Here is a 22,202-nt window from a genome sequence, read left to right on the forward strand (position 1 = left end):
AGAAATTAGCGCGCAAGGATGAATAAGTATTTTGTCTGGCTTGTCACACCTTCCGAAAAGCGGACCGCATGGGACGTTGCGTCGCGAAACGTCCCGCGATGGAACTGCGAGGGAGAGGTGTGCGGATGATCGCCGCCACGAAGAAGATCGCCGGCGGCCTGGTCGCCACGGCCCTGGTCCTGTGCGCAGCCGGGTGCAGCGGTTCCGGGCCGGCCGGCACCGGGGCCCCCGGCGGCCAGAACGCGAGGAAGGGGCCCGCCGCCCCGGACGCTCCCGGCAGCCTCAACCGCCTCATCGGCGACGGCTCGACGGCCTACACCGGCTCGCAGCCGAACGTGCAGGTGCCACAGAAGCTGAAACCCGGCGAGAAGCCCCCGCAGTTCGTGGTGTTCTCGTGGGACGGCGCGGGCGAGGACAGCCAGAAGCTGTTCTCGCACTTCCGCGAGGTGGGCAAGCAGTACAACGCCCGGATGACGTACTTCCTCAGCGGTGTGTACCTGCTGCCGGAGGAGAAGCGTTCCCTCTACACCGCACCGCAGCACTCCTCGGGCCTGTCCGACATCGGCTTCGGGGACCTCCAGGGCATCAAGGACACCGCCACCCAGGTCCGCGCGGCCTGGCTGGAGGGCAACGAGATCGGTACCCACTTCAACGGCCACTTCTGCGGCCCCGACGGCGGCGTCGGCACCTGGTCGGTGGCGGAGTGGAAGAGCGAGATCAACCAGGCCAAGTCGTTCGTCAAGAACTGGAAGACGAACGCGGGCCTGAAGGACATGGCCCCGCTCCCCTTCGACTACGACAAGGAGCTGATCGGGGCCCGCACCCCCTGCCTCGAAGGCCAGAAGAACTTCATGCTCGCGGCCAAGGACATGGGGTTCCGCTACGACTCCAGCGGCATCAGCAAGCAGATCTGGCCCAAGAAGACGGACGGGCTCTGGGACCTGCCGCTCCAGCTGGTGCCCATGCCCGGCCGTGCCTTCGACACGCTGAGCATGGACTACAACTACATGGTCAACCAGTCCGGCACGACCACGCAGGGCGACCCCTCGCAGCACCAGTACTGGGGCGACCAGATGCGCGACGGCCTGCGGCAGGCCTTCGACCGCGCCTACCAGGGCAACCGCGCACCGCTGATCATCGGCAACCACTTCGAGTCGTGGAACGGCGGCACCTACATGCGGGCCGTCGAGGAGTCCATCAAGGACATGTGCACCAAGCCGGAGGTGCGGTGCGTCCCCTTCCGGGAACTGGCCGGCTGGCTGGACGTCCAGAACCCGAAGACGCTGGAGTGGATGCGGACCCTCGACGTCGGCGAGGCGCCGAAGGAGGGCTGGACGAAGTTCCTCACCGCGGGGCCGCCGGCGGCCCCGGCCGCCCCGTCGGGTGCGGACAAGGTCAAGCCGGCTGAGGAGCGGGCAGCGGAGCAGGACGAGGGCTGACCAGGGCCTCGTGGAGGACGAAGGCGGGGTCGACCTGGTCCGCCAGGTCGACCCCGGTCTTGGCGTTCCCCCAGCTCTCGGCGTTGCGCAGGTGGAAGTGCACCATCTGCTCGGTGTACTTCCCCCAGTCGCGGTGCGCGTAGGAGTCCTCCGCGGCGTCCTGGAGCGCCTGGAGCGCGAGCCGGTTGCTCGCCTCCAGCAGGTCGAACGCGGCCGGGCGGCCCCGCTCCATCGCCCGCACCCAGTCGGAGTGGCCGAAGGTGACGAGCAGGTCCTCGCCCACCTCGTCCTGGAGGAACTCGATGTCCTCCGGGCCCTGCACCTTGTTGCCGACCACCTTGAGCGCCACACCGAAGTCCCGGGCGTACTCCTTGTACTGGCGGTAGACCGAGACGCCCTTGCGGGTCGGCTCGGCGACGAGGAAGGTCACGTCGAAGCGGGTGAACATGCCGGACGCGAAGGAGTCGGACCCGGCCGTCATGTCGACGACGACGTACTCGTCCGCGCCGTCGACCAGGTGGTTGAGGCAGAGCTCGACCGCGCCGACCTTCGAGTGGTAACAGGCCACGCCCAGGTCGGACTCGGTGAACGGGCCCGTCGCCATCAGCCGTACGGAGTCCCCGGCGTCGAGCGGGAGCGTGCGCGCACAGGCCTCGTAGACCGGGTTCTCCTCGGTGATGCGCAGCAGGCGCGAGCCGGCGCCGGGCGGCGTGGTCTTGATCATGCTGTCGGCCGAGGCGATGCGCGGGTTGGAGCCGCGCAGGTACTCCTTGATCAGGGGCAGGTGCGCACCCAGGGCGGGCAGCGCGGCGGCCTCTTCGTCGGTGAGCCCGAGCGCGGCCCCGAGGTGCTGGTTGATGTCGGCGTCCACCGCGACGACGGGTGCTTCATTGGCTGCGAGGTGGCGGATGAAGAGGGAGGACAGCGTGGTCTTCCCGCTGCCGCCCTTTCCCACGAAAGCGATCTTCATGTTCACCAAGCGTAGTGGGTCGACTGCGCGGAGTGGTCGAGGTGAGTGAAGAAGACCACTCCAAGGAGGGGTCGGTGCTATGGGTGCGGAGTGCGTAGGCTCCCTACTTATGAGTAGCGCTTCTGACCCGCTGGCGGCCCTCGGATCCCTGCCGGGGGTCGCGGAGTCCGTGGATTCCGTACGCAAGGCCGTGGACCGCGTCTACGGGCACCGGGTGATGCGCCGGCGCAGCGGAGAGATCACCTCGGAGGCCGCCCTGCGCGGCGCCCGGGGCAGCGCGGCGCTCTCCGGTGCCGACTGGGCGCTGGAGGAGGTGCGTCGGCGCACCGACTTCGGGGCGGAGGACGAGGCGCGCACGGTGGGCGCCGCGCTGCGACTGACGGCGGAGGCCGGGCAGCTGCTGAGCATCTGGCGCCAGTCGCCGATGCGGGTCCTGGCGCGCCTGCACCTCGTCGCGTGCGGGGCGACCGGGGCCGCCGGGCTGGCCGGGACCGCTGCGGCGGGGGCCGCCGGCGTCGGCGACGTGGTCGGCAGGCCCCGGCTGGCGGGCGAGCCGGTGGACGAGCCCCTGGTGGACCTGCCGCTCCCGAGCGCCGAGGAGGTCGCGGGCCGGCTGGACGGGCTGTCCCGGCTGGTGATCGCGGGCGGGTCCGCTCCGGCGCTGGTCACGGCCGCGGTGGTGCACGGGGAGCTGCTCGCCCTGCGGCCCTTCGCCTCGTACAACGGACTGGTGGCGCGAGCGGCCGAGCGGATCGTGCTGATCAACAGCGGGCTGGACCCGAAGGCGATCTGCCCGGCGGAGGTCGGCCACGCGGAGCAGGGGGCGGAGGCCTATCTGAAGGCCTTCGAGGGGTACGTCTCCGGCACCGCGGAGGGGATGGCGGAGTGGATCCGGCACTGCGGCCGCGCCATCGAGCTCGGTGTGCGCGAGTCGACCGCGGTGTGCGAGGCGCTCCAGCGCGGCGCGGCCTGACCGCTCGGGCCGGGGGCCAGGGGGGCCCGGCTGCGTTTCAGGCCGGGCACAGGGTTGCGGCGACACCGTACTGCTCTGGTGTCGCCGCTGGCATTCACGCCCAGTTACCAAGCGTCCTCGATGGTTGCCCATCAGGCCGGGAACTTTGCCCGTGGCCTGGTGCGGCTGGCCCGTAATCGACGGGTCGACGTCGCGTGGGTGCTCGGCGTTCCTGCTTCGGTCCGTGGGCCTTACTGCGTTTTAAAGATGATCCTCTCGGATGTTCTTTGGTCTCGCGGGCCGTGACTCCTTTGTACTCCGCTTCGGTGCCGAGCGAAACCCCTGGCCGGAGTTCTTTACTTTCCGGGGTGAGTGCGGGCGAACCGGACACCGCATATCGCCCCAGGTCGGGACGGGTCGACGGGCGTCGCCGAGGGCTGCCGGGGTGTGGGCGGGGCGGGCGGGAGCCCGCCCCGGGACGGTCAGGCCGAGGAGGCGGAGGCGCCCGCGCGGCGGCGGCTCGCGTACCAGACGAGCCCTGCGGTGGCGGCGGCGGCGCCGACCGCCGCCGCCGCGACGAGGGCGGGCCGGGCCGGCATCGAGAGCCCGGGCAGGCGCTGCTTCAGCCGCACCGGCCGGTTGAACACGAGGACCGGCCACTCCCGCGCGACGGCCTCGCGCCGCAGCGCACGGTCGGGATTGACGGCGTGCGGGTGTCCCACGGCCTCCAGCATCGGCACGTCGGTGATCGAGTCGCTGTACGCGTAGCACCGCGCGAGGTCGTACCCCTCGGACTCGGCGAGCTCGCGCACGGCCTCCGCCTTCGTGGGGCCGTAGGCGTAGTACTCGATCTCCCCGGTGAAGCAGCCGTCCTCGCCGACCACCATCCGGGTGGCGACGATCCGGTCCGCGCCGAGCATCTCGCCGATGGGCTCGACGACTTCGGCGCCGGAGCTCGACACGATCACCACGTCGCGGCCGGCCGTGTGGTGGGCCTCGATGAGGGACGCGGCCTCGTCGTAGATGATCGGGTCGATCAGGTCGTGCAGTGCTTCGGCGACGATCTCCCGGACCTGCTGGACGTTCCACCCCTTGCAGAGGGCGGACAGGTACTCCCGCATCCGCTCCATCTGGTCGTGGTCGGCGCCGCCGGCCAGGAAGATGAACTGGGTGTAGGCGGTCCGCAGCACGGCGCGGCGGTTGATCAGGCCGCCCCGGTAGAAGGACTTGCTGAACGTCAGAGCGCTCGACTTCGCAATGACCGTCTTGTCCAGGTCGAAGAAGGCGGCGGTCCGAGGCAACGAGTGCGGCAAGGGCTGATTTTCCACGACCCGAGCATATGCGCCCACCATTCGGCGTAAGGTGTGGCGCGTGGGTTTGCCTGAGAAGGCTCTCGGGTACACCATGGAAGTCACGGATCGTTCGCGACCGTGCTAACCCGGTCTGGCTCCTCCCCCCCCGAGTCGGACCGTGGGGACGACCCCCGCTCTCCCCCCCGGCGGGGGTCGTCGCATGTCCGGACGCGGTTTGCGTCCCCTTCACCCGGTCTCCGGCGACCTTCATCCCGGCCCTCCCTCCTCGATGGGCCCGTCGACCTCAGGCCTTCACTCCTCCGAACTCGTGACGCTGCGTAGTTGTTCCGCAGCGCTGTGGAACTCACCTGATGGTGTGGCGGAGTTATTCACAGGCGCCTTGTTGTCCACAGCTTTCGAGCAAGATCCACTTCTTTTTCCGGATCCCTCCACCGTGAATCCAGCCGCGAAGTCCGCGGCTCGTGGATTTGCGGTGAGAAGGAGGCGGAGATCGTGGCTGGATCGAAGTCGTGTGAAGCCCAGGCACCCGTGGTGGCCGGTGGGGGAGGGCCCCCGGTCCGTGCCGGGGGCACCGCACCCGGCGGCGGCCGCCCGCTGATCGTCACCGAGGACCCGCTGCTCCTCGACGACCTGCTGCGGCTGTGCGCCGCCGCGGGCGCCGAGCCGCACGTGCACCACGCGGTGCCCGAGCACGGCGGAGCCGGGGCGCAGGCCGCGGGGTGGGAGACCGCACCCCTCGTGCTGGTCGGCGACGACGCCGCCCGCCGGGTGCGTGGGGCGCCGCGCCGGGACGGGGTGTACCTCGTCGGCCGGGACCTCGGCGACCCCTCCGTATGGCGGCGGGCGGTGGAGATCGGCGCCCAGGCGGTCCTGCGCCTGCCCGACGCCGAGGGCGCGCTCGTCGACCGCATCGCCGATGTGGCGGAAGGCGCGGGGCGGCCCGCGCTGGCCGTCGGGGTGATCGGCGGCAGCGGCGGCGCCGGGGCGTCCACCCTCGCCTGCGCGCTCGCCCTGCGGGCCGCCAAGGGCGGTGAGCGCACCATCCTCATCGACGCCGACCCGCTCGGCGGGGGCATGGACGTCCTGCTCGGCGGCGAGAGCGCCGAGGGGCTGCGATGGCCCGACTTCGCCGCCTCGCGCGGCCGCGTCGGCGCCGGGGCCCTGGAGGAGTCCCTGCCCGAACTGCACGCGCTGCGGGTGCTGAGCTGGGACCGCGGGGAGCGGGTGGTGGTGCCGCCCGCCGCGATGCGGTCGGTCGTGGCCGCCGCCCGCAGGCGCGGCGGGGTCGTCGTGGTCGACCTGCCCCGACGGGTGGACGAGGCCGTGGCGGAGGTGCTGGCCCAACTGGACCTCGTGCTGCTCGTGGTGCCGGGCGGGCTGCGGTCGGTGGCCGCGGCGGGGCGGGTCGCCGCCGGGGTGCGGATGGTGGCCCGGGACGTCCGCGTGGTCGTGCGGGGCCGCTGTCCCGACGGGCTCGACGCCGAAGCCGTGGCGGGGCTGCTGGGGGCACCGCTGGCCGGGGAGGTACCGGTCGAGGTGGGGCTCCCGGGGAGGGTGGCCGAGGGGGAACCGCCGGGCGCGCGGGGCATGCTGGCCCGCTTCTGCGACGGCTTCTGGCAGCGGGCGCTCGGCTCCGTCCAGGGGGTGCCGGCATGAGCGCGGTGCTGCTGGACGCGGTGCGCCAGCACCTCGCCGAGAGCGGGGCCGAGCCCACGCCCGCCCGGGTCGCGGCGGCCCTGCGGGCCCAGGGGCGGCTCCTCGGGGACGCCGAAGTGCTGGGGGTGGCTGCCGAGTTGCGGTCCGAGCTGGTCGGCGCGGGGCCGCTGGAGCCGCTGCTCGCCGACCCCGCCGTCACCGACGTGCTGGTGGCCGCCCCGGACCGGGTGTGGGTGGACCGGGGCGGCGGGCTGGAGCTGACCCCGGTCGCCTTCGCCGACGCCGAGGCCGTGCGCAGGCTGGCCCAGCGGCTGGCCGCCGTCGCCGGGCGGCGGCTGGACGACGCCCGGCCCTGGGTGGACGCCCGGCTGCCGGACGGCACCCGGCTGCACGCCGTGCTGCCTCCCGTGGCCGTCGGATCGGCGTGCCTGTCGCTGCGTGTGGTCCGGCCGAAGGCCTTCACGCTGGACGAGCTGGTCGCCGCCGGGACCCTCCCGCCGGGCGGGCAGCGGCTGCTGAAGGCGATGGTCGAGGCCCGGCTGTCGTTCCTCGTCTCCGGCGGGACCGGGACGGGGAAGACCACCCTGCTCAGCGCCCTGCTGGGGCTGGTCGGGCCCGGTGAGCGGATCGTGCTCGCCGAGGACTCCGCCGAGCTGCGCCCCGACCACCCCCATGTGGTCCGGCTGGAGACCCGGCCCGCGAACCAGGAGGGCGCTGGGCAGGTCACCCTCGCCGACCTGGTCCGCCAGGCCCTGCGGATGCGGCCCGACCGGCTGGTGGTCGGCGAGGTGCGGGGTGCGGAGGTGGCCGACCTGCTGGCCGCCCTGAACACCGGGCACGAAGGCGGCTGCGGCACGGTGCACGCCAATGCCGCGGGGCACGTCCCGGCCCGGCTGGAGGCGCTCGGGACGGCCGCGGGGCTCGACCGGGCCGCCCTGCACAGCCAGTTGGCGGCCGCGCTGAACCTGGTCGTCCACCTGGTCCGGGACCGGTCCGGGCGGCGGCGGGTGGCCGAGGTGCACGTGCTGGAGCGGGACCCGGCCGGGCTGGTGGTCACCGTCCCCGCGCTGCGCTGGGGGCCGCGCGGCTTCCTGCGGGAGGCCGGCTGGGCGCGGCTCGCCCCGCTGCTGGGGGGTGCGCGGTGAACGCCGGGGCGCTCGGGTCGGTGCCCGTGTTCGCCGGGGTGCTGTGCGCCGGGGCGGCGGCCTGGGGGCTGGCGGGGGGCGAGCGGCCGCCCCGGCGGGCCCGGCTGGTCCTGGCCGGGGGCGGCCCGCTGGTTCCGGGCGGGCCGGCGCCCGGCCGGCGGCTGGCGGCCGCGCTGCGGGTACGCGCCGCTCGGTGGCGGGAGTGGGCCGGTCCGGCGGCCGGGCTGCTGGTCGCCTTGGCGGGCGGGTCGGTGGTCCCGCTGCTGCTCGGCGCGGCCTCGGTGCCGCTGCTGCGGCGCTGGCTGCGGGCCAGGGAGCGGGAGCGGGTGCGTGCCGCCCGCGCGGCGGGGGTCGTGGAGCTGTGCGGGGCCGTCGTCGGGGAGCTGCGGGCCGGCGCCCAGCCGGGGAGGGCCCTGACCGTGGCGGTGCGGCGCACGGTGGCCGGCCCGGGGGGTCCCGGGGCGGCGGAGGCAGGGGTGCTGGCCGCCGCCGCGTTCGGCGGGGACGTGGCCGGAGCCCTGCACGAGGCGGCCCGGGAGCCCGGTGCGCGCGGGCTGGCCGGGATGGCGGCCTGCTGGCGGGTCTCGGTGGACGGGGGCGCGGGCCTGGCGGCCGGACTCGACCGGCTGGAAGGGGCGTTGCGGGCCGAGCGGGACCGGGAGGAGTTGCTGCGGGCCCAGCTGGCGGGGGCCAGGTCCACGACGGTGGTGCTCGCGCTGCTGCCGCTGGTGGGCCTGCTGATGGGCACCGCGCTGGGGGCGGATCCGCTCCGGGTACTGCTGCACTCCCCGGTCGGGTGGGGCTGCCTGCTGGCCGGCGGGCTGCTGGAGGTACTGGGGCTGCTGTGGTGCCGGCGGATCGTGCGGACGGGGGAGCGGTGATGGACGGCCCCGCGGTCCACAGGCTGGGGACGGCGCTGTGCGCGGCGGCGCTGGTGTGGTGGCCGGCCTCGGCGGTGGTGGCGCGGCTGGGGCGGCGGGCGGTCCGGCGCAGGACCGCGGTGCTCTTCCGGGCCGGGCCGGTGCGGCGGCCGGTGCCGGGTCCGGGGTTCCGGGCCGCGGCACTGTCCTGGGCGGCGCCCGCCGGGGCGCTGCCGGCGGGCTGGCTGCTGATCGGCGGGGTACCGGGGATCCTCGCCGGGTGCGCGGCGGCGTTCGCGGTGCGGTGGCTGCTCGCCCGGGCCCGGCCGCCCACCGGCCCCGATGTGCGGGAGGCCGAGGGGCAGTTGCCGTTCGCGGCGGACCTGCTGGCGGCCTGTCTCGCGGCGGGGGCGGGGCCGGTGGAGGCGGCCGAGGTGGTCGGGGAGTCGCTGGGCGGCCCGGTGGGGAAGCGGCTGGCGCTCGCGGGTGCGGAGCTGCGCCTCGGCGGCGAACCGGGGGCCGCGTGGGGGAGGTTGGCGGAGCTGCCGGGGGCGCGGGGGCTGGCGGAGTGCCTGGAGCGCGCCGCGCGGACCGGGGCGCCGGCCGCCGAGCCGGTCTCCCGGCTGGCGGCGGCCCTGAGGGCGGACCGCTCCCGGCGGGCGGGTGCCCGGGCGCAGCGGGCGGCGGTGCTCGTCACCGCTCCGGTCGGGCTGTGCTTCCTCCCCGCGTTCCTCGCGGTCGGGGTGGCGCCGGTGGTGATCGGAATGGCCTCGGGGCTGCTGTCGCAGCGGTGAGGAGCACCGGCCCGACCGGCTGAATCGAAAAACTGAAATCAGATCAAGAACGTAATCCCACAGGAGGTTGTCATGAGGATCATCCGTATTCGGTTGCGGGCGGTGCTGAAGGGGCGTGGGGGTGATGCGGGAATGTCGACTTCGGAATACGCCATGGGCACGATCGCGGCGTGTGCGTTCGCTGCGGTCCTGTACAAGGTGGTGACGAGCGACGCGGTGTCGGCGGCCCTCCAGTCGGTCATCGGGAAGGCTCTCGATGCGCCCTTCTGAGCGAAAGCGGCCGGGAATCGCCGACCGCGGTTACGTGACGGCCGAGGCGGCTGTGGTCATTCCGGCTCTGGTGCTGTTCGCGGCGCTGCTGGTGTGGGCGCTGATGGCGGCGGCCGCGCAGATCCGGTGTGTGGACGCCGCCCGGGCGGGTGCCCGTGCGGCGGCCCGGTCCGAGCCCGTGGCGGCGGCGGTGGCGGCGGCCCGGGAGGCCGCCCCGCCGGGGGCGGAGGTGGAAGTGGAGCGGTCCGGCGACCTGTGGCGGGTCCGGGTGGCCGCTCCGGCGCCGGGGCCGGGCGGGCTGCCGGTACGGCTCGGGGCGAGTGCGGTGGCGCTGGCGGAGGACAGCGTGGGGCCGCCGTCGTGAGCCGGGACCGTGCGTGGGCCCGGGGGCGGGGCCGGGCGTGGCGCGCCGGGCGGGACCGGGGGGTCGCGACAGTGTGGGCCACCGTGGTGGCGGCGGTGCTGGTGGCGGTGTTCGGGGGCGTGCTGCTGCTCGGGCAGGCGGTGGTGGCCCGCCACCGGGCGGGTGCGGCGGCCGATCTGGCGGCCCTGGCGGCGGCCGCGAGCTGGGCGCACGGCCCCGAGCGGGCCTGTGCGACGGCCCGGCGGGTGGCCGGGGCCCAGGGGGCGGTGCTGGCCGTCTGCGAGGTCGGCGGTGAGGTGGCCGAGGTCCGGGCCGGCGTCCGGGCCGGCCCCTTCACCCCCGAGGCCGCCGCCCGGGCGGGTCCCCCGGCGGCCGCCCCCGCCGCCTGGCCCGGCCCTGCCTCCCCGTCGGGCCCTGCCGGTTCCGCAGGGCCTGGCGCCCCTGCCGGTCCCGCCGGTCCCGCCGGTCCAGGGGCTGCGGGGTCCTTCGGGTCCGGGCCGGGCTTCGGGGTGCCGGTCAGGGGGCCGTGGAGAGGAGGCGGGTGAGGAGGCGTAGGGCGCCGCGCTTGTGGAGGGGGTCGTTGCCGTTGCCGCACTTGGGGGACTGGATGCAGGAGGGGCAGCCCGCCTCGCACTCGCAGGCGGCGATGGCGTCCCGGGTGGCGGTCAGCCAGGCCCTGGCCGTCTGGAAGCCCCGCTCCGCGAAGCCGGCGCCGCCCGGGTGGCCGTCGTACACGAAGACCGTGGGCAGCAGGGTGTCCGGATGCAGCGGGACGGAGACCCCGCCGATGTCCCAGCGGTCGCAGGTGGCGAACAGCGGGAGCAGGCCGATGGAGGCGTGCTCGGCGGCGTGCAGGGCGCCGCCGAGGATCTCCGGGCCGATCCGGGCCTCGTCCAGCTGGTCCTCGGTCACCGTCCACCACACGGCCCGGGTGCGCAGGGTGCGCGGCGGCAGGTCGAGCTTGGCCTCGCCGAGCACCTCGCCGGTGACCAGCTTGCGGCGCAGGTAGGAGACGACCTGGTTGGTGACCTCGACGGAGCCGAAGCAGAGCTGGGCCGCGCCCCAGGGGATCTCGGTCTCGGTCTCCAGGATGGAGATGGAGGTGGTGTCGCGGGCCGTGGTGGAGAAGGGCGGGTTCGCCTCCTCGACCAGGGCGGCGGAATCCTCCAGGTCCAGGTGTTTCACCAGGTAGGTGCGGCCCTGGTGGAGGTGGACGGCGCCGTCGTGGACGGCGGTGTGGGAGGCGGCTTCGTCGACGGTGCCCAGCAGCCGGCCGGTGGAGGCCTCCACGATCTGCACCGGGCGGCCCCCGCCGCCGCGGATGTCGGTCAGGTCCGAGGCGCGCTCGCGGCGGGTCCAGTGCCAGGCCGTGGCCCGGCGCCGCAGCAGCTTCGCAGCCTCCAGCTGGGGCATGAGGCCGCTCGCGGCGGGGCCGAAGAGGTCCAGGTCGGCTTCGGTCAGGGGCAGCTCGGCGGCGGCCGCGCACAGGTGCGGGGCCAGCACGTACGGGTTGTCGGGGTCCAGCACGGTGGCTTCCACCGGTTGGCGGAACAGGGCCTCGGGGTGGTGGACCAGGTAGGTGTCCAGCGGGTCGTCCCGGGCGACCAGCACGGCCAGGGCGCCCTGCCCGGAGCGTCCGGCGCGCCCGGCCTGCTGCCACAGCGAGGCCCGGGTGCCGGGGTAGCCGGTGATCAGCACGGCGTCCAGGCCGGAGACGTCCACGCCCAGCTCCAGGGCGGTGGTGGCGGCCAGGCCCAGCAGCTCCCCGGAGTGCAGGGCCCGCTCCAGGGCCCGTCGCTCCTCGGGCAGGTAGCCGCCCCGGTAGGCGGCGACCCGCCCGGGCAGGGACCGGTCGACCGACGCGAGCCGCTCCTGGGCGATCACGGAGATCAGCTCGGCTCCGCGCCGGGAGCGGACGAAGGCCACGGTCCGCACGCCCTGGACGACCAGGTCGGTCAGCAGGTCGGCGGTCTCGGCGGTGGCGGTCCGGCGCACCGGGGCGCCCTTCTCGCCCCGGAGGTCGGTCAGCGGCGGCTCCCAGAGGGCGAAGACGACCTCGCCGCGAGGGGAGGCGTCGTCGGTGATCTCGGTGACCGGTACGCCGGTCAGCCGGGACGCGGCCACCGCCGGGTCGCCGGCGGTGGCGGAGGCCAGCAGGAAGACCGGTTCGGAGCCGTAGCGGGCGCACAGCCGGCGCAGCCGCCGCAGGACCTGGGCGACGTGGGAGCCGAACACCCCGCGGTAGCTGTGGCACTCGTCGACGACCACGTAGCGCAGGGCCTTCAGGAAGGAGGACCAGCGGGGGTGGGAGGGCAGGATCCCCCGGTGCAGCATGTCGGGGTTGGTCAGCACGTAGTTGGCGTACTGGCGCACCCACTCGCGCTCCTCGACGGGGGTGTCCCCGTCGTACACGGCCGGGCGCACGGCGTTCCCCAGGGGTGCGGCCAGTTCGCGGACGGCCCGCCGCTGGTCGGCGGCCAGAGCCTTGGTCGGAGCCAGGTAGAGGGCGGTCGCACCCCGTCCGTTCGGCGCCTCGGCGCCGTCCGCCAGGGCGGACAGCACGGGGGCCAGGTAGGCCAGGGACTTCCCGGAGGCGGTTCCGGTGGCGACGACCACGGACTCGCCGTCCAGGGCGTGCTCGGCGGCCGCGGCCTGGTGTTCCCACGGATGGTCGATCCCCGCGTCGCGGATCGCGGCTACGACATCCGTTCGGATGCGATGGGGCCAGACCGCATGACGGCCCTCCCGAGGGGGCAAGTGCTCCGTATGGGTGATGCGCGCAGCCCGGGAAGGCCCCCGTGACAGGCGGTCCAGGACCGTGCCGGGAGCGGGTCGTGGATCGGCTGGTGCCGTGGGCGGACCGGGGCGGTGAGTGTTGGCCATTGGAACCGAGTGTGTCACTGGCGTGCGGGACAATGGTCCCAAGGCGTCGTGCGCGCCTGCCGGTAAGTGATTGAATGCCATCGCGGCAGCCGATCCCCTCCCCTACCTTCGGGTGGGGAGGCCCCTGGGGGGCGCCGCTCGATAGCAAGGTGCTGGAGGATCCGTGGACCTGTCCCTGTCGACTCGCACTGTCGGCGACCGCACGGTCGTAGAGGTCGGTGGCGAGATTGATGTGTATACCGCGCCCAAGCTGCGCGAGCAGTTGGTGGAGTTGGTGAACGACGGCAGTTACCACCTGGTCGTCGACATGGAGCGAGTGGACTTCCTCGACTCCACCGGCCTCGGTGTGCTCGTGGGAGGCCTCAAGCGCGTGCGTGCGCACGAGGGCTCGCTGCGTCTGGTCTGCAACCAGGAGCGCATCCTGAAGATCTTCCGGATCACCGGTCTCACCAAGGTGTTCCCGATCCACACCTCGGTGGAAGACGCCGTCCAGGCCACCGACTGACGTACGGCTCCCGACACCGGGGAGCCGTCCAGGAGCGGGGGTACCGGGCCATGGGTGGTCCGGGCCCCTGTCAAGGCACGCCCGTAGTCCGAGGGGGACGCACATGGCCACCGTTGAACTGCGCTTCAGCGCCCAGCCCGAACACGTCCGGACGGCCCGCCTCGTCGCGGCCGCCGTGGCGCGCCGGGCGGGAGTGGAGGAGGCCGTCCTCGACGAGGTCCGCCTCGCCGTGGGCGAGGCCTGTTCGCGTGCCGTCGGACTGCACCGCAGCAACGGCCTGACCGCGCCCGTGCGCGTCGTGCTGACCGAGGAGGAGAAGTCGTTCTCCATCGAGGTCGGCGACGAGGTGCCCGGGCCGGCCGGCGGTTCGGCGGAGGCGGTGCCGGGCATCGCCGCCGTCCTCGACCCGGACACGGACGAGGAGGACGAGATGGGGCTCGCGGTGATCAGCGGGCTGGTCGACGACGTCTCGGTGACCAGTGGGGAATCGGGCGGAACGATCCGGATGAGCTGGCCCGTGGCCGCGTCCCCCGATCTTCCGTAGCGCGCTCCCGGCCCTATATTCCGATCTTCGCCCATTCCTCCGATCTTTACCAAGGCCCTGCTGAGCAGGGCCTTTTTCGTTTTCCGGGGAAAGCTCCTAGATCGCTGATCAACCGTCAATGGCTTTGCCCCATTACTTCTTTCGAGGGTAATGGAGTGACGTGATCTATTGCTGAGGAGCGAGAGCGCGCCAATTCCGTTTCGCGCGCACTGTTTTGATCAGGTCGCGCTCCCTACAATCCGTCCACATCTTGAGCTCATCACGTCAAGGAGGACGAATGACGGGGCTCTTCACCCCTTTCGCTCCGGATCACGCACATGATCTGGCAGCCGCAGTACTCACCGATGACAACCGCGTCATCGTTTTCGTCATCGCGGGCGTCGCGCTGGCCGCCCTCGTCGTCGCGCAGATCCTGGTCCGCCAGGTCCTCGCCGCCGACGAGGGCACCGACAGCATGAAGAAGATCGCCGCAGCCGTGCAGGAGGGCGCCAACGCCTATCTCGGCCGCCAGCTGCGCACCCTCGGCGTCTTCGCCGTGGTGGTCTTCTTCCTGCTCTTCCTGCTCCCCGCCGACGACTGGACGCAGCGGGCGGGACGTTCCGCCTTCTTCCTCGTCGGCGCGATCTTCTCGGCCGTCACCGGCTACATCGGCATGCGCCTCGCGGTCCGCGCCAACGTCCGCGTCGCCGCGGCCGCCCGCGAGGCCACCCCCGCCGAGGGCGAACCCGCCAAGGACCTGACCGACGTGGCCCACAAGGCCATGAAGATCGCCTTCCGGACCGGTGGCGTGGTCGGCATGTTCACCGTCGGCCTGGGCCTGCTCGGCGCTTCCTGCGTCGTCCTGGTCTACGCCGCCGACGCCCCCAAGGTCCTGGAGGGCTTCGGCCTGGGCGCCGCCCTGATCGCGATGTTCATGCGCGTGGGCGGCGGCATCTTCACCAAGGCCGCCGACGTCGGCGCCGACCTGGTCGGCAAGGTCGAGCAGGGCATTCCGGAGGACGATCCGCGCAATGCCGCGACCATCGCCGACAACGTGGGCGACAACGTCGGCGACTGCGCGGGGATGGCGGCCGACCTCTTCGAGTCCTACGCCGTCACCCTGGTGGCCGCGCTCATCCTCGGCAAGGCCGCCTTCGGCGACCTGGGCCTGGCCTTCCCGCTGATCGTGCCCGCCATCGGCGTCATCACCGCCATGATCGGCATCTTCGCGGTCGCCCCGCGCCGCACCGACCGCAGCGGGATGACCGCGATCAACCGCGGCTTCTTCATCTCCGCCGTGATCTCCCTCGCGCTCGTCGCGATCGCCGTCTACAGCTACCTCCCGGCGACCTACAAGGAGCTCGTCGGGGTCGAGGACGCCGCGATCTCCAACCACAGCGGGGACCCGCGGATCCTGGCGCTGGTCGCCGTCGCCATCGGCATCGTGCTCGCGGCCCTGATCCAGCAGCTGACCGGCTACTTCACCGAGACCAACCGCCGTCCCGTCCGGGACATCGGCAAGTCCTCGCTGACCGGACCCGCCACCGTGGTCCTCGCCGGCATCTCCGTCGGCCTGGAGTCCGCCGTCTACACGGCCCTGCTCATCGGCCTCGGCGTCTACGGGGCCTTCCTGCTCGGCGGCACGTCGATCATGCTGGCGCTCTTCGCGGTCGCCCTGGCCGGCACCGGCCTGCTGACCACCGTCGGCGTCATCGTCGCGATGGACACCTTCGGCCCCGTCTCGGACAACGCCCAGGGCATCGCCGAGATGTCCGGCGACGTCGAGGGCGCGGGCGCCCAGGTCCTCACCGACCTGGACGCGGTCGGCAACACGACCAAGGCCATCACCAAGGGCATCGCCATCGCCACCGCCGTGCTGGCCGCGGCCGCGCTCTTCGGCTCGTACAACGACGCCATCACGGGCGCGGTCAAGGAAGTCGGTGCCAAGGCCGGGGAGATGAACCTCAGCCTCGACATCGCCCAGCCCAACAACCTGGTCGGCCTGATCCTCGGCGCGGCCGTGGTGTTCCTGTTCTCGGGCCTGGCCATCAACGCCGTGTCCCGCTCCGCGGGCGCCGTCGTCTACGAGGTGCGGCGCCAGTTCCGCGAGCACCCCGGGATCATGGACTACTCCGAGAAGCCCGAGTACGGCCGCGTCGTCGACATCTGCACCAAGGACGCGCTGCGGGAGCTCGCCACGCCCGGCCTGCTCGCCGTGCTCACCCCGATCGCGGTCGGCTTCACCCTCGGCGTCGGCGCGCTCGGCTCCTTCCTGGCGGGGGCCATCGGCACCGGCACGCTGATGGCGGTCTTCCTCGCCAACTCCGGCGGCGCGTGGGACAACGCGAAGAAGCTCGTCGAGGACGGCCACCACGGCGGCAAGGGCAGCGAGGCCCACGCCGCGGTCGTCATCGGCGACACCGTCGGCGACCCGTTCAAGGACACCGCGGGCCCGGCCATCAACCCGCTGCTGAAGGTCATGAACCTGGTGGCCCTGCTGATCGCCCCCGCGGTCGTGCAGTTCAGCTACGGCCCGGACACCAGCGCGGTCGTACGGGCCGTCGTCGCGGTGGTCGCGCTCACGGTGATCGTCGGCGCGGTGTACGTCTCCAAGCGCCGCGGCATCGCGGTCGGCGAGGACGGCGGCAGCGCGAACGCGGAGCGGGTGGCCCAGTCGGCCGATCCGGCGGTGGTCTCCTGACGCACCCGGGCCCCTGAGCCCGGCTCCCGGGGCCACGCGGGCCCACCGGCTCCAAGATGCGCCCGAACGGCGGACGGGCGGCGCGGACTGACGCGCCGTCTGTCCGCCTTTGTGCGTGCCCTGATGGCGGGCGTGTATCTTCCGGCCGAGAGCCTTCGAAGGGACCAATCCGGTGAACAAGAAGCTTGCGGCCGCAGTGTCCGGCGGTGCGGTACTGATGCTCGTCCTGTCCGGCTGCGGCGGCGGGGACGACGGCGACAAGAAGGCCGACGCCTGGGCCAAGAAGGTCTGCGACAAGTGGGAGCCAGAGCTCACCAAGATCAAGACGACCAACGACGAGCTGAAGCGGGTCGCCTCCACGAGCAGCAAGCCCGAGGAGGTCCAGAAGACCGACTCGGCCGCCTTCCAGACGCTCTCCGAGGCCTACAAGACCATGGGCGGCGCCCTGACGGCGGCCGGTGAACCGCCCGTCAAGGACGGCAAGCCCGCGGCGGACTCCGTGGTCAAGAGCTACGGCGAGATCTCCAAGAGCTACACCGACCTCAAGACGAAGATCGACGGGCTCGACCCGAAGGACCAGGGCAAGTTCGCGGAGGGCCTCCAGGGCGTCGCCGGCGGGCTCACCGAGGTCGCGGCCAACGAGACGGCGGCCAAGGAGAAGCTCAACTCGACGGGCCTCAAGGTGATCTACAGCCAGAAGGGCTGCCAGGTCGCGACCCCCGAGAAGAGCTGACCCTCCCCGAGCTCCGCACACCCCGCGCCCCGCGCGGTCCGGGCGGCCGGGATCCCAGCGGATCCGGCCGCCCGTCGCGCGCCCGGGCTCGTACGCAATACCGGCCCCAGCGGCCACAATGGTCGGGTGAGTACCACCAGCCTTCCCAAGCCCGACCACGCCGCCGAGCTCCGCGAGGCGTTCCTCGCCGCGGGGTTCACCGCCGACGGACTGCTCGACCTGCTCGGCGCGCCCGCCTACGCCGCGCTGGCCCGCAGCGAGACGGTCCCCGCACTGCGCGCCACCCGCGGGGCGCAGGACGGCGGGCTCGCGAGCCTGATCCGGCTCTTCCTGCTCCAGCAGCCGGAGCCGTACGTGCACGCCGCCGCCGTGATGCCCGTCGAGGGCGCCCTCGCCGACGGCTGGCTGCGCCGTGAGGGCGACGAGGTGCACGCCACCGTCGACGTACGCCCGTACGGCGGCCCCGACGGCGAGGACTGGTTCATCGTCTCGGACCTCGGCTGCGCCGTGGGCGGCGCCGGCGGGATCGGCAGCCGCGAGGAGGGCGTGGTCCTCGGCGTCGGCGGTGCCTCCACCACTCTGGCCGGGATCACCGTGCCCGTCCCCGTCGGGTCCGCCCTCGACCTCGGCACCGGTTCCGGGATCCAGGCCCTGCACGCCGCCCAGCACGCCACCCGGGTCACGGCGACCGACGTCAACCCCCGCGCCCTGGAATTCACCCGTCTGACGCTGGCCCTCTCCGGGGCGCCGGAGGCCGAACTGCTCGCGGGCTCGCTGTTCGAGCCCGTCGGCGACAGCACGTACGACCTGATCGTGTCGAACCCGCCCTTCGTGATCTCGCCCGGCGCGCGGCTCACGTACCGGGACGGCGGCATGGGCGGCGACGACCTGTGCCGGACCCTGGTCCAGCAGGCCGGGGCCCATCTCAACCCGGGCGGGTACGCGCAGTTCCTCGGCAACTGGCAGCACGTGGAGGGGGAGGACTGGCACGACCGGGTCCGCTCCTGGGTGCCGCGCGGCTGCGACGCCTGGATCGTGCAGCGTGACGTGCAGGACGTGACGCAGTACGCGGAGCTGTGGCTGCGCGACGCGGGCGACCACCGCACGGATCCGGCCGAGTACGCCGCCCGGTACGAGGACTGGCTCGACGAGTTCGAGGCCCGCAAGACCAAGGCCGTCGGCTTCGGCTGGATCACCCTGCGCCGTACGGACGCGGCCGAGCCCTCCGTCGTGGTGGAGGAGTGGCCGCACTCGGTGGAGCAGCCCCTCGGCGAGGCGGTCCTCGCGCACTTCGCCCGCCGGGACTACCTGCGCGACCACGACGACGCGGCCCTGCTGGCGGGGTACTTCCAGCTGACCGCGGAGGTCGTGCAGGAGCAGGTCGGCGCGCCCGGCGCGGAGGACCCCGAGCACGTGGTGCTCCGGCAGAACCGGGGGATGCGCCGCGCCACCAAGGTGGACACGGTCGGCGCGGGCTTCGCCGGCGTGTGCGACGGCTCACTCAGCGCGGGCCGGATCCTGGACGCGATCGCCCAGCTGGTGGAGGAGGACCCCGTCGTGCTGCGGGACCGGACCCCGGAGGCGATCCGGCTGCTGGTCGAGCAGGGGTTCCTGGAGCCCGTCCAGGGCCCCGCCCAGTAGCCGGCGGCGCTTCGGCGCCGTGATGTAACCCGGGGTTCGCCTGGTGTACCCCCTCGGCTGGCAGGCTCCCGGGCAGCGGGGGACCCGGGGGGATCCCCGAGCGGCCCGGGGGAAAAGGGGAACGGTATGGAACGCGGTCCGGCGATCTTCGCGGCAGCCGTGTTCCTGCTGTTCGGAGCCGCTCTGCTGGTCTGGACGGGGGCGCGCGCCTGGCACCGCGCGCCGGTGGCTGAAGGCGTGCGCCCCGTCGTGGCCGTACCGCTGGCCGTACTGGCCGGCGCGGGCTCCCTGGCCCTCGGCGTCTGGTGCCTCCAGCACGTCTGAGGCGGACTCCGCCGGAGCTTTCCACCCGGGTGTGAAACCCGACGTCGCGACCGGTGCGGGGGCGGGGCCAGACGGCCCCCGGACCACTCTGGCCGGTGACCGCGAGGGTCCCGGCGCGGCATCCGGGCGGCAGAAATGGCACTTGTCGGGTTACCGTTCGAGTGGCCGTTGCGGGCTTGTGCCGTTTGACACGGGGGCGGGTTGTACCGTCACACTCCGCAGCGTCGCCGTACCGCGACCGTGTGCCGACCGTGCCGACCGGAGAGAAGAGCCAAGTTGTCCCCGACTAGCGAGACCGCAAAGGGCGGCCGCCGACTCGTCATCGTCGAGTCCCCTGCCAAGGCGAAGACGATCAAGGGCTACCTCGGCCCGGGATACGTCGTCGAGGCGAGCGTCGGGCACATCCGCGACCTCCCGAACGGCGCGGCCGAGGTCCCCGACAAGTACACCGGCGAGGTCCGCCGCCTCGGCGTGGACGTCGAGCACGACTTCGCGCCGATCTACGTGGTGAACGCGGACAAGAAGGCGCAGGTCAGGAAGCTCAAGGACCTGCTCGCCGAGTCCGACGAACTCTTCCTCGCCACCGATGAGGACCGCGAGGGCGAAGCCATCGCGTGGCACCTCCAGGAAGTCCTGAAGCCCAAGGTCCCCGTCCACCGGATGGTCTTCCACGAGATCACCAAGGACGCGATCCGCGACGCCGTCGCCAACCCGCGCGAGCTGAACCAGCGCATGGTCGACGCCCAGGAGACCCGCCGCATCCTCGACCGCCTCTACGGCTACGAGGTCTCGCCGGTCCTGTGGAAGAAGGTCATGCCGCGGCTGTCGGCCGGCCGCGTCCAGTCCGTCGCCACCCGCCTCGTCGTCGAGCGCGAGCGCGAGCGCATCGCCTTCCGCTCCGCCGAGTACTGGGACCTGACCGGCACCTTCGGCACCGGCCGCGCCGGTGACGCCTCCGACCCGTCGACCCTGGTCGCCCGGCTGAACACGGTGGACGGCAAGCGCGTCGCCCAGGGCCGCGACTTCGGCGCGAACGGGCAGCTCAAGAGCGAGGTCCTGCACCTCGACGAGGCGAACGCGCGGGCGCTGGCCGCCGCGCTGGCCGAGACCTCGTTCGCCGTCCGCTCGGTCGAGTCCAAGCCGTACCGCCGCTCCCCGTACGCCCCCTTCCGTACGACGACGCTCCAGCAGGAGGCCTCGCGCAAGCTGGGCTTCGGTGCGAAGGCGACGATGCAGGTGGCGCAGAAGCTGTACGAGAACGGCTTCATCACCTACATGCGTACGGACTCCACCACGCTCTCCGACACCGCGGTGACGGCGGCCCGGGCACAGGTCACCCAGCTCTACGGGGCCGACTACCTGCCGGAGAAGCCGCGCGTCTACGCGGGCAAGGTCAAGAACGCGCAGGAGGCGCACGAGGCGATCCGTCCTTCGGGTGATCGTTTCCGCACTCCCGCCGAGACGGGTCTGACCGGCGACCAGTTCCGCCTGTACGAGCTCATCTGGAAGCGGACCGTCGCCTCCCAGATGAAGGACGCGACCGGCAACTCGGTGACCGTGAAGATCGGCGGCCGGGCGTCGGACGGCCGGGACGCCGAGTTCAGCGCCTCCGGCAAGACCATCACCTTCCACGGCTTCATGAAGGCCTACGTCGAGGGCGCGGACGACCCGAACGCCGAGCTCGACGACCGCGAGCGGCGGCTGCCGCAGGTCGCCGAGGGCGACGCGCTGACGGCCGAGGAGATCACGGCCGACGGCCACTCCACCAAGCCGCCGGCCCGCTACACCGAGGCCTCGCTGGTCAAGGAGCTGGAAGAGCGGGAGATCGGCCGCCCGTCGACGTACGCGTCGATCATCGGCACCATCCTCGACCGCGGCTACGTCTTCAAGAAGGGCACGGCCCTCGTGCCGTCCTTCCTGTCGTTCGCCGTGGTGAACCTGCTGGAGACGCACTTCGGCCGGCTCGTCGACTACGACTTCACCGCCAAGATGGAGGACGACCTCGACCGCATCGCGCGGGGCGAGGCCCAGTCCGTGCCGTGGCTGAAGCGGTTCTACTTCGGCTCGGAGGACGCCTCGGAGGTCGTACCGGCCGACGGCGACCACCTCGGCGGCCTGAAGGAGCTGGTCACGGACCTCGGCGCGATCGACGCCCGGGAGATCTCCTCCTTCCCGGTCGGCGACGGCATCGTGCTGCGCGTCGGCCGCTACGGGCCGTACGTGGAGCGCGGCGAGAAGGACGCGGAGGGCCACCAGCGGGCCGACGTACCGGACGACCTGGCTCCGGACGAGCTGACGGTCGAGTACGCGCAGGAGCTCTTCGCGAAGCCGAGCGGCGAGTTCCAGCTGGGCGCCGACCCGGTGAGCGGCAACCAGATCGTCGCCAAGGACGGCCGCTACGGTCCGTACGTGACGGAGATCCTGCCCGAGGGCACGCCGAAGACCGGCAAGAACGCGGTCAAGCCGCGGACGGCCTCGCTCTTCAAATCGATGTCCCTGGACACGGTCACCCTCGACGAGGCCCTGAAGCTGATGTCGCTGCCGCGCGTGGTCGGCGCCGACGCGGAGGGCGTGGAGATCACCGCCCAGAACGGCCGCTACGGCCCGTACCTGAAGAAGGGCACGGACTCGCGCTCCCTGGAGACCGAGGACCAGCTGTTCTCGATCACCCTCGACGAGGCCCTCGCGATCTACGCGCAGCCGAAGCAGCGGGGCCGGGCCGCGGCCAAGCCGCCGCTGAAGGAACTGGGCACGGACCCGGTGAGCGAGAAGCCGGTCGTGGTCAAGGACGGCCGCTTCGGCCCGTACGTGACGGACGGCGAGACGAACGCGACGCTGCGGCGGGACGACGACGTCGAGACCATCACGCCGGAGCGGGGCTACGAGCTGCTCGCGGAGAAGCGGGCCAAGGGGCCGGCGAAGAAGACCGCGAAGAAGGCCCCCGCGAAGAAGGCGCCCGCCAAGAAGGCTCCGGCGAAGAAGGCTGCGGCGACGAAGACCGCCGCGGCCAAGAAGACGACGGCTGCCGCCAAGAAGACGGCCGCGAAGAAGACGACGGCGGCGGCGAAGAAGGCGGCCGCCTCCGCCCCGGCGGACGAGTAGCCGACGGCGGCACCGCCCCGGCCGGGG

At 73.0% G+C, this 22,202-nt stretch carries 19 protein-coding genes; 16 read left to right on the forward strand and 3 right to left on the reverse strand.

The window, feature by feature from the left end; translation table 11 throughout:
* Positions 1–125 precede the first annotated feature (125 nt).
* Positions 126–1,439: a hypothetical protein gene (locus ACIPW5_RS36700; RefSeq protein WP_401254837.1), complete on the forward strand. Its 1,314-nt coding sequence runs from the start codon at positions 126–128 to the stop codon at positions 1,437–1,439.
* Here the strand turns inward: ACIPW5_RS36700 and ACIPW5_RS36705 are convergent.
* Positions 1,396–2,409 (reverse strand): ATP-binding protein, encoded by a 1,014-nt coding sequence (locus ACIPW5_RS36705; protein ID WP_401254839.1) that lies wholly within the window; start codon positions 2,407–2,409, stop codon positions 1,396–1,398. The two genes, ACIPW5_RS36700 and ACIPW5_RS36705, sit on opposite strands and share 44 nt — an antisense overlap.
* Before the next feature lie 109 nt (positions 2,410–2,518).
* On the opposite strand from ACIPW5_RS36705, the gene ACIPW5_RS36710 reads away from it, so the two are divergent.
* The gene (locus ACIPW5_RS36710) at positions 2,519–3,382 is read left to right on the forward strand and encodes an oxidoreductase (protein WP_401254842.1); all 864 of its coding nucleotides are present in this window, start codon (positions 2,519–2,521) and stop codon (positions 3,380–3,382) included.
* 461 nt (positions 3,383–3,843) lie between these two features.
* Here the strand turns inward: ACIPW5_RS36710 and ACIPW5_RS36715 are convergent, their stop codons facing one another.
* Positions 3,844–4,713: an HAD family hydrolase gene (locus ACIPW5_RS36715; protein ID WP_401254845.1), complete on the reverse strand. Its 870-nt coding sequence runs from the start codon at positions 4,711–4,713 to the stop codon at positions 3,844–3,846.
* A 489-nt stretch (positions 4,714–5,202) separates the two neighbouring features.
* On the opposite strand from ACIPW5_RS36715, the gene ssd reads away from it, so the two are divergent.
* From ssd to ACIPW5_RS36750, 7 genes are all read left to right on the forward strand, one after another.
* Positions 5,203–6,330: a septum site-determining protein Ssd gene (gene ssd / locus ACIPW5_RS36720; RefSeq protein ID WP_401254915.1), complete on the forward strand. Its 1,128-nt coding sequence runs from the start codon at positions 5,203–5,205 to the stop codon at positions 6,328–6,330.
* Positions 6,327–7,475: a TadA family conjugal transfer-associated ATPase gene (locus ACIPW5_RS36725; protein WP_401254847.1), complete on the forward strand. Its 1,149-nt coding sequence runs from the start codon at positions 6,327–6,329 to the stop codon at positions 7,473–7,475. The genes ssd and ACIPW5_RS36725 overlap by 4 nt, the downstream gene beginning before the upstream one ends.
* Positions 7,472–8,356: a type II secretion system F family protein gene (locus ACIPW5_RS36730; protein ID WP_401254850.1), complete on the forward strand. Its 885-nt coding sequence runs from the start codon at positions 7,472–7,474 to the stop codon at positions 8,354–8,356. Before ACIPW5_RS36725 ends, ACIPW5_RS36730 begins: the two co-directional genes overlap by 4 nt.
* A complete protein-coding gene (locus ACIPW5_RS36735) occupies positions 8,356–9,129 on the forward strand; it encodes a type II secretion system F family protein (RefSeq protein WP_401254853.1) in 774 nt (257 codons plus the stop codon). Before ACIPW5_RS36730 ends, ACIPW5_RS36735 begins: the two co-directional genes overlap by 1 nt.
* Positions 9,130–9,201: 72 nt before the next feature.
* Positions 9,202–9,399, forward strand: a complete 198-nt coding sequence (locus tag ACIPW5_RS36740) for a DUF4244 domain-containing protein (RefSeq protein WP_401254856.1) — start codon at positions 9,202–9,204, stop codon at positions 9,397–9,399.
* Positions 9,386–9,763, forward strand: a complete 378-nt coding sequence (locus ACIPW5_RS36745; RefSeq protein WP_401254858.1) for a TadE family type IV pilus minor pilin — start codon at positions 9,386–9,388, stop codon at positions 9,761–9,763. Before ACIPW5_RS36740 ends, ACIPW5_RS36745 begins: the two co-directional genes overlap by 14 nt.
* Positions 9,764–9,834: 71 nt before the next feature.
* The gene (locus ACIPW5_RS36750; protein ID WP_401254860.1) at positions 9,835–10,308 is read left to right on the forward strand and encodes an Rv3654c family TadE-like protein; all 474 of its coding nucleotides are present in this window, start codon (positions 9,835–9,837) and stop codon (positions 10,306–10,308) included.
* On the opposite strand, the gene ACIPW5_RS36755 is transcribed toward ACIPW5_RS36750, so the two are convergent.
* Positions 10,280–12,727 (reverse strand): DEAD/DEAH box helicase, encoded by a 2,448-nt coding sequence (locus ACIPW5_RS36755; RefSeq protein ID WP_401254863.1) that lies wholly within the window; start codon positions 12,725–12,727, stop codon positions 10,280–10,282. The genes ACIPW5_RS36750 and ACIPW5_RS36755 overlap by 29 nt on opposite strands.
* Positions 12,728–12,809: 82 nt before the next feature.
* Here ACIPW5_RS36755 and bldG point away from each other — a divergent pair, with 82 nt between their 5' ends.
* The 7 genes from bldG (at position 12,810) to topA (ending at position 22,175) form a co-directional block, all read left to right on the forward strand.
* Complete coding sequence (gene bldG, locus ACIPW5_RS36760) at positions 12,810–13,151, forward strand: anti-sigma factor antagonist BldG (RefSeq protein WP_007264942.1); 342 nt, start codon at positions 12,810–12,812, stop codon at positions 13,149–13,151.
* 103 nt (positions 13,152–13,254) lie between these two features.
* Positions 13,255–13,695 carry an ATP-binding protein gene (locus ACIPW5_RS36765; protein ID WP_401254866.1) on the forward strand — a complete coding sequence of 147 codons (441 nt, stop codon included), beginning with the start codon at positions 13,255–13,257 and terminating at the stop codon, positions 13,693–13,695.
* 277 nt (positions 13,696–13,972) lie between these two features.
* A complete protein-coding gene (locus ACIPW5_RS36770; protein WP_401254868.1) occupies positions 13,973–16,375 on the forward strand; it encodes a sodium-translocating pyrophosphatase in 2,403 nt (800 codons plus the stop codon).
* Between the two features lie 172 nt (positions 16,376–16,547).
* On the forward strand, positions 16,548–17,108 hold the full coding sequence (locus tag ACIPW5_RS36775; protein ID WP_401254871.1) for a small secreted protein: 561 nt from the start codon (positions 16,548–16,550) through the stop codon (positions 17,106–17,108).
* Between the two features lie 126 nt (positions 17,109–17,234).
* Positions 17,235–18,749, forward strand: a complete 1,515-nt coding sequence (locus tag ACIPW5_RS36780) for a methyltransferase (protein WP_401254874.1) — start codon at positions 17,235–17,237, stop codon at positions 18,747–18,749.
* A gap of 126 nt (positions 18,750–18,875) precedes the next feature.
* Positions 18,876–19,073, forward strand: coding sequence for a hypothetical protein (locus tag ACIPW5_RS36785; RefSeq protein ID WP_401254877.1), 198 nt, complete (start codon positions 18,876–18,878; stop codon positions 19,071–19,073).
* 276 nt (positions 19,074–19,349) lie between these two features.
* Entirely contained in the window at positions 19,350–22,175 is a 2,826-nt protein-coding gene (topA, locus tag ACIPW5_RS36790; protein WP_401254879.1) for a type I DNA topoisomerase, read from the forward strand.
* Positions 22,176–22,202: the final 27 nt, after the last annotated feature.

Source organism: Streptomyces sp. NPDC090077, from assembly GCF_044747545.1.
Lineage (GTDB): Bacteria > Actinomycetota > Actinomycetes > Streptomycetales > Streptomycetaceae > Streptomyces.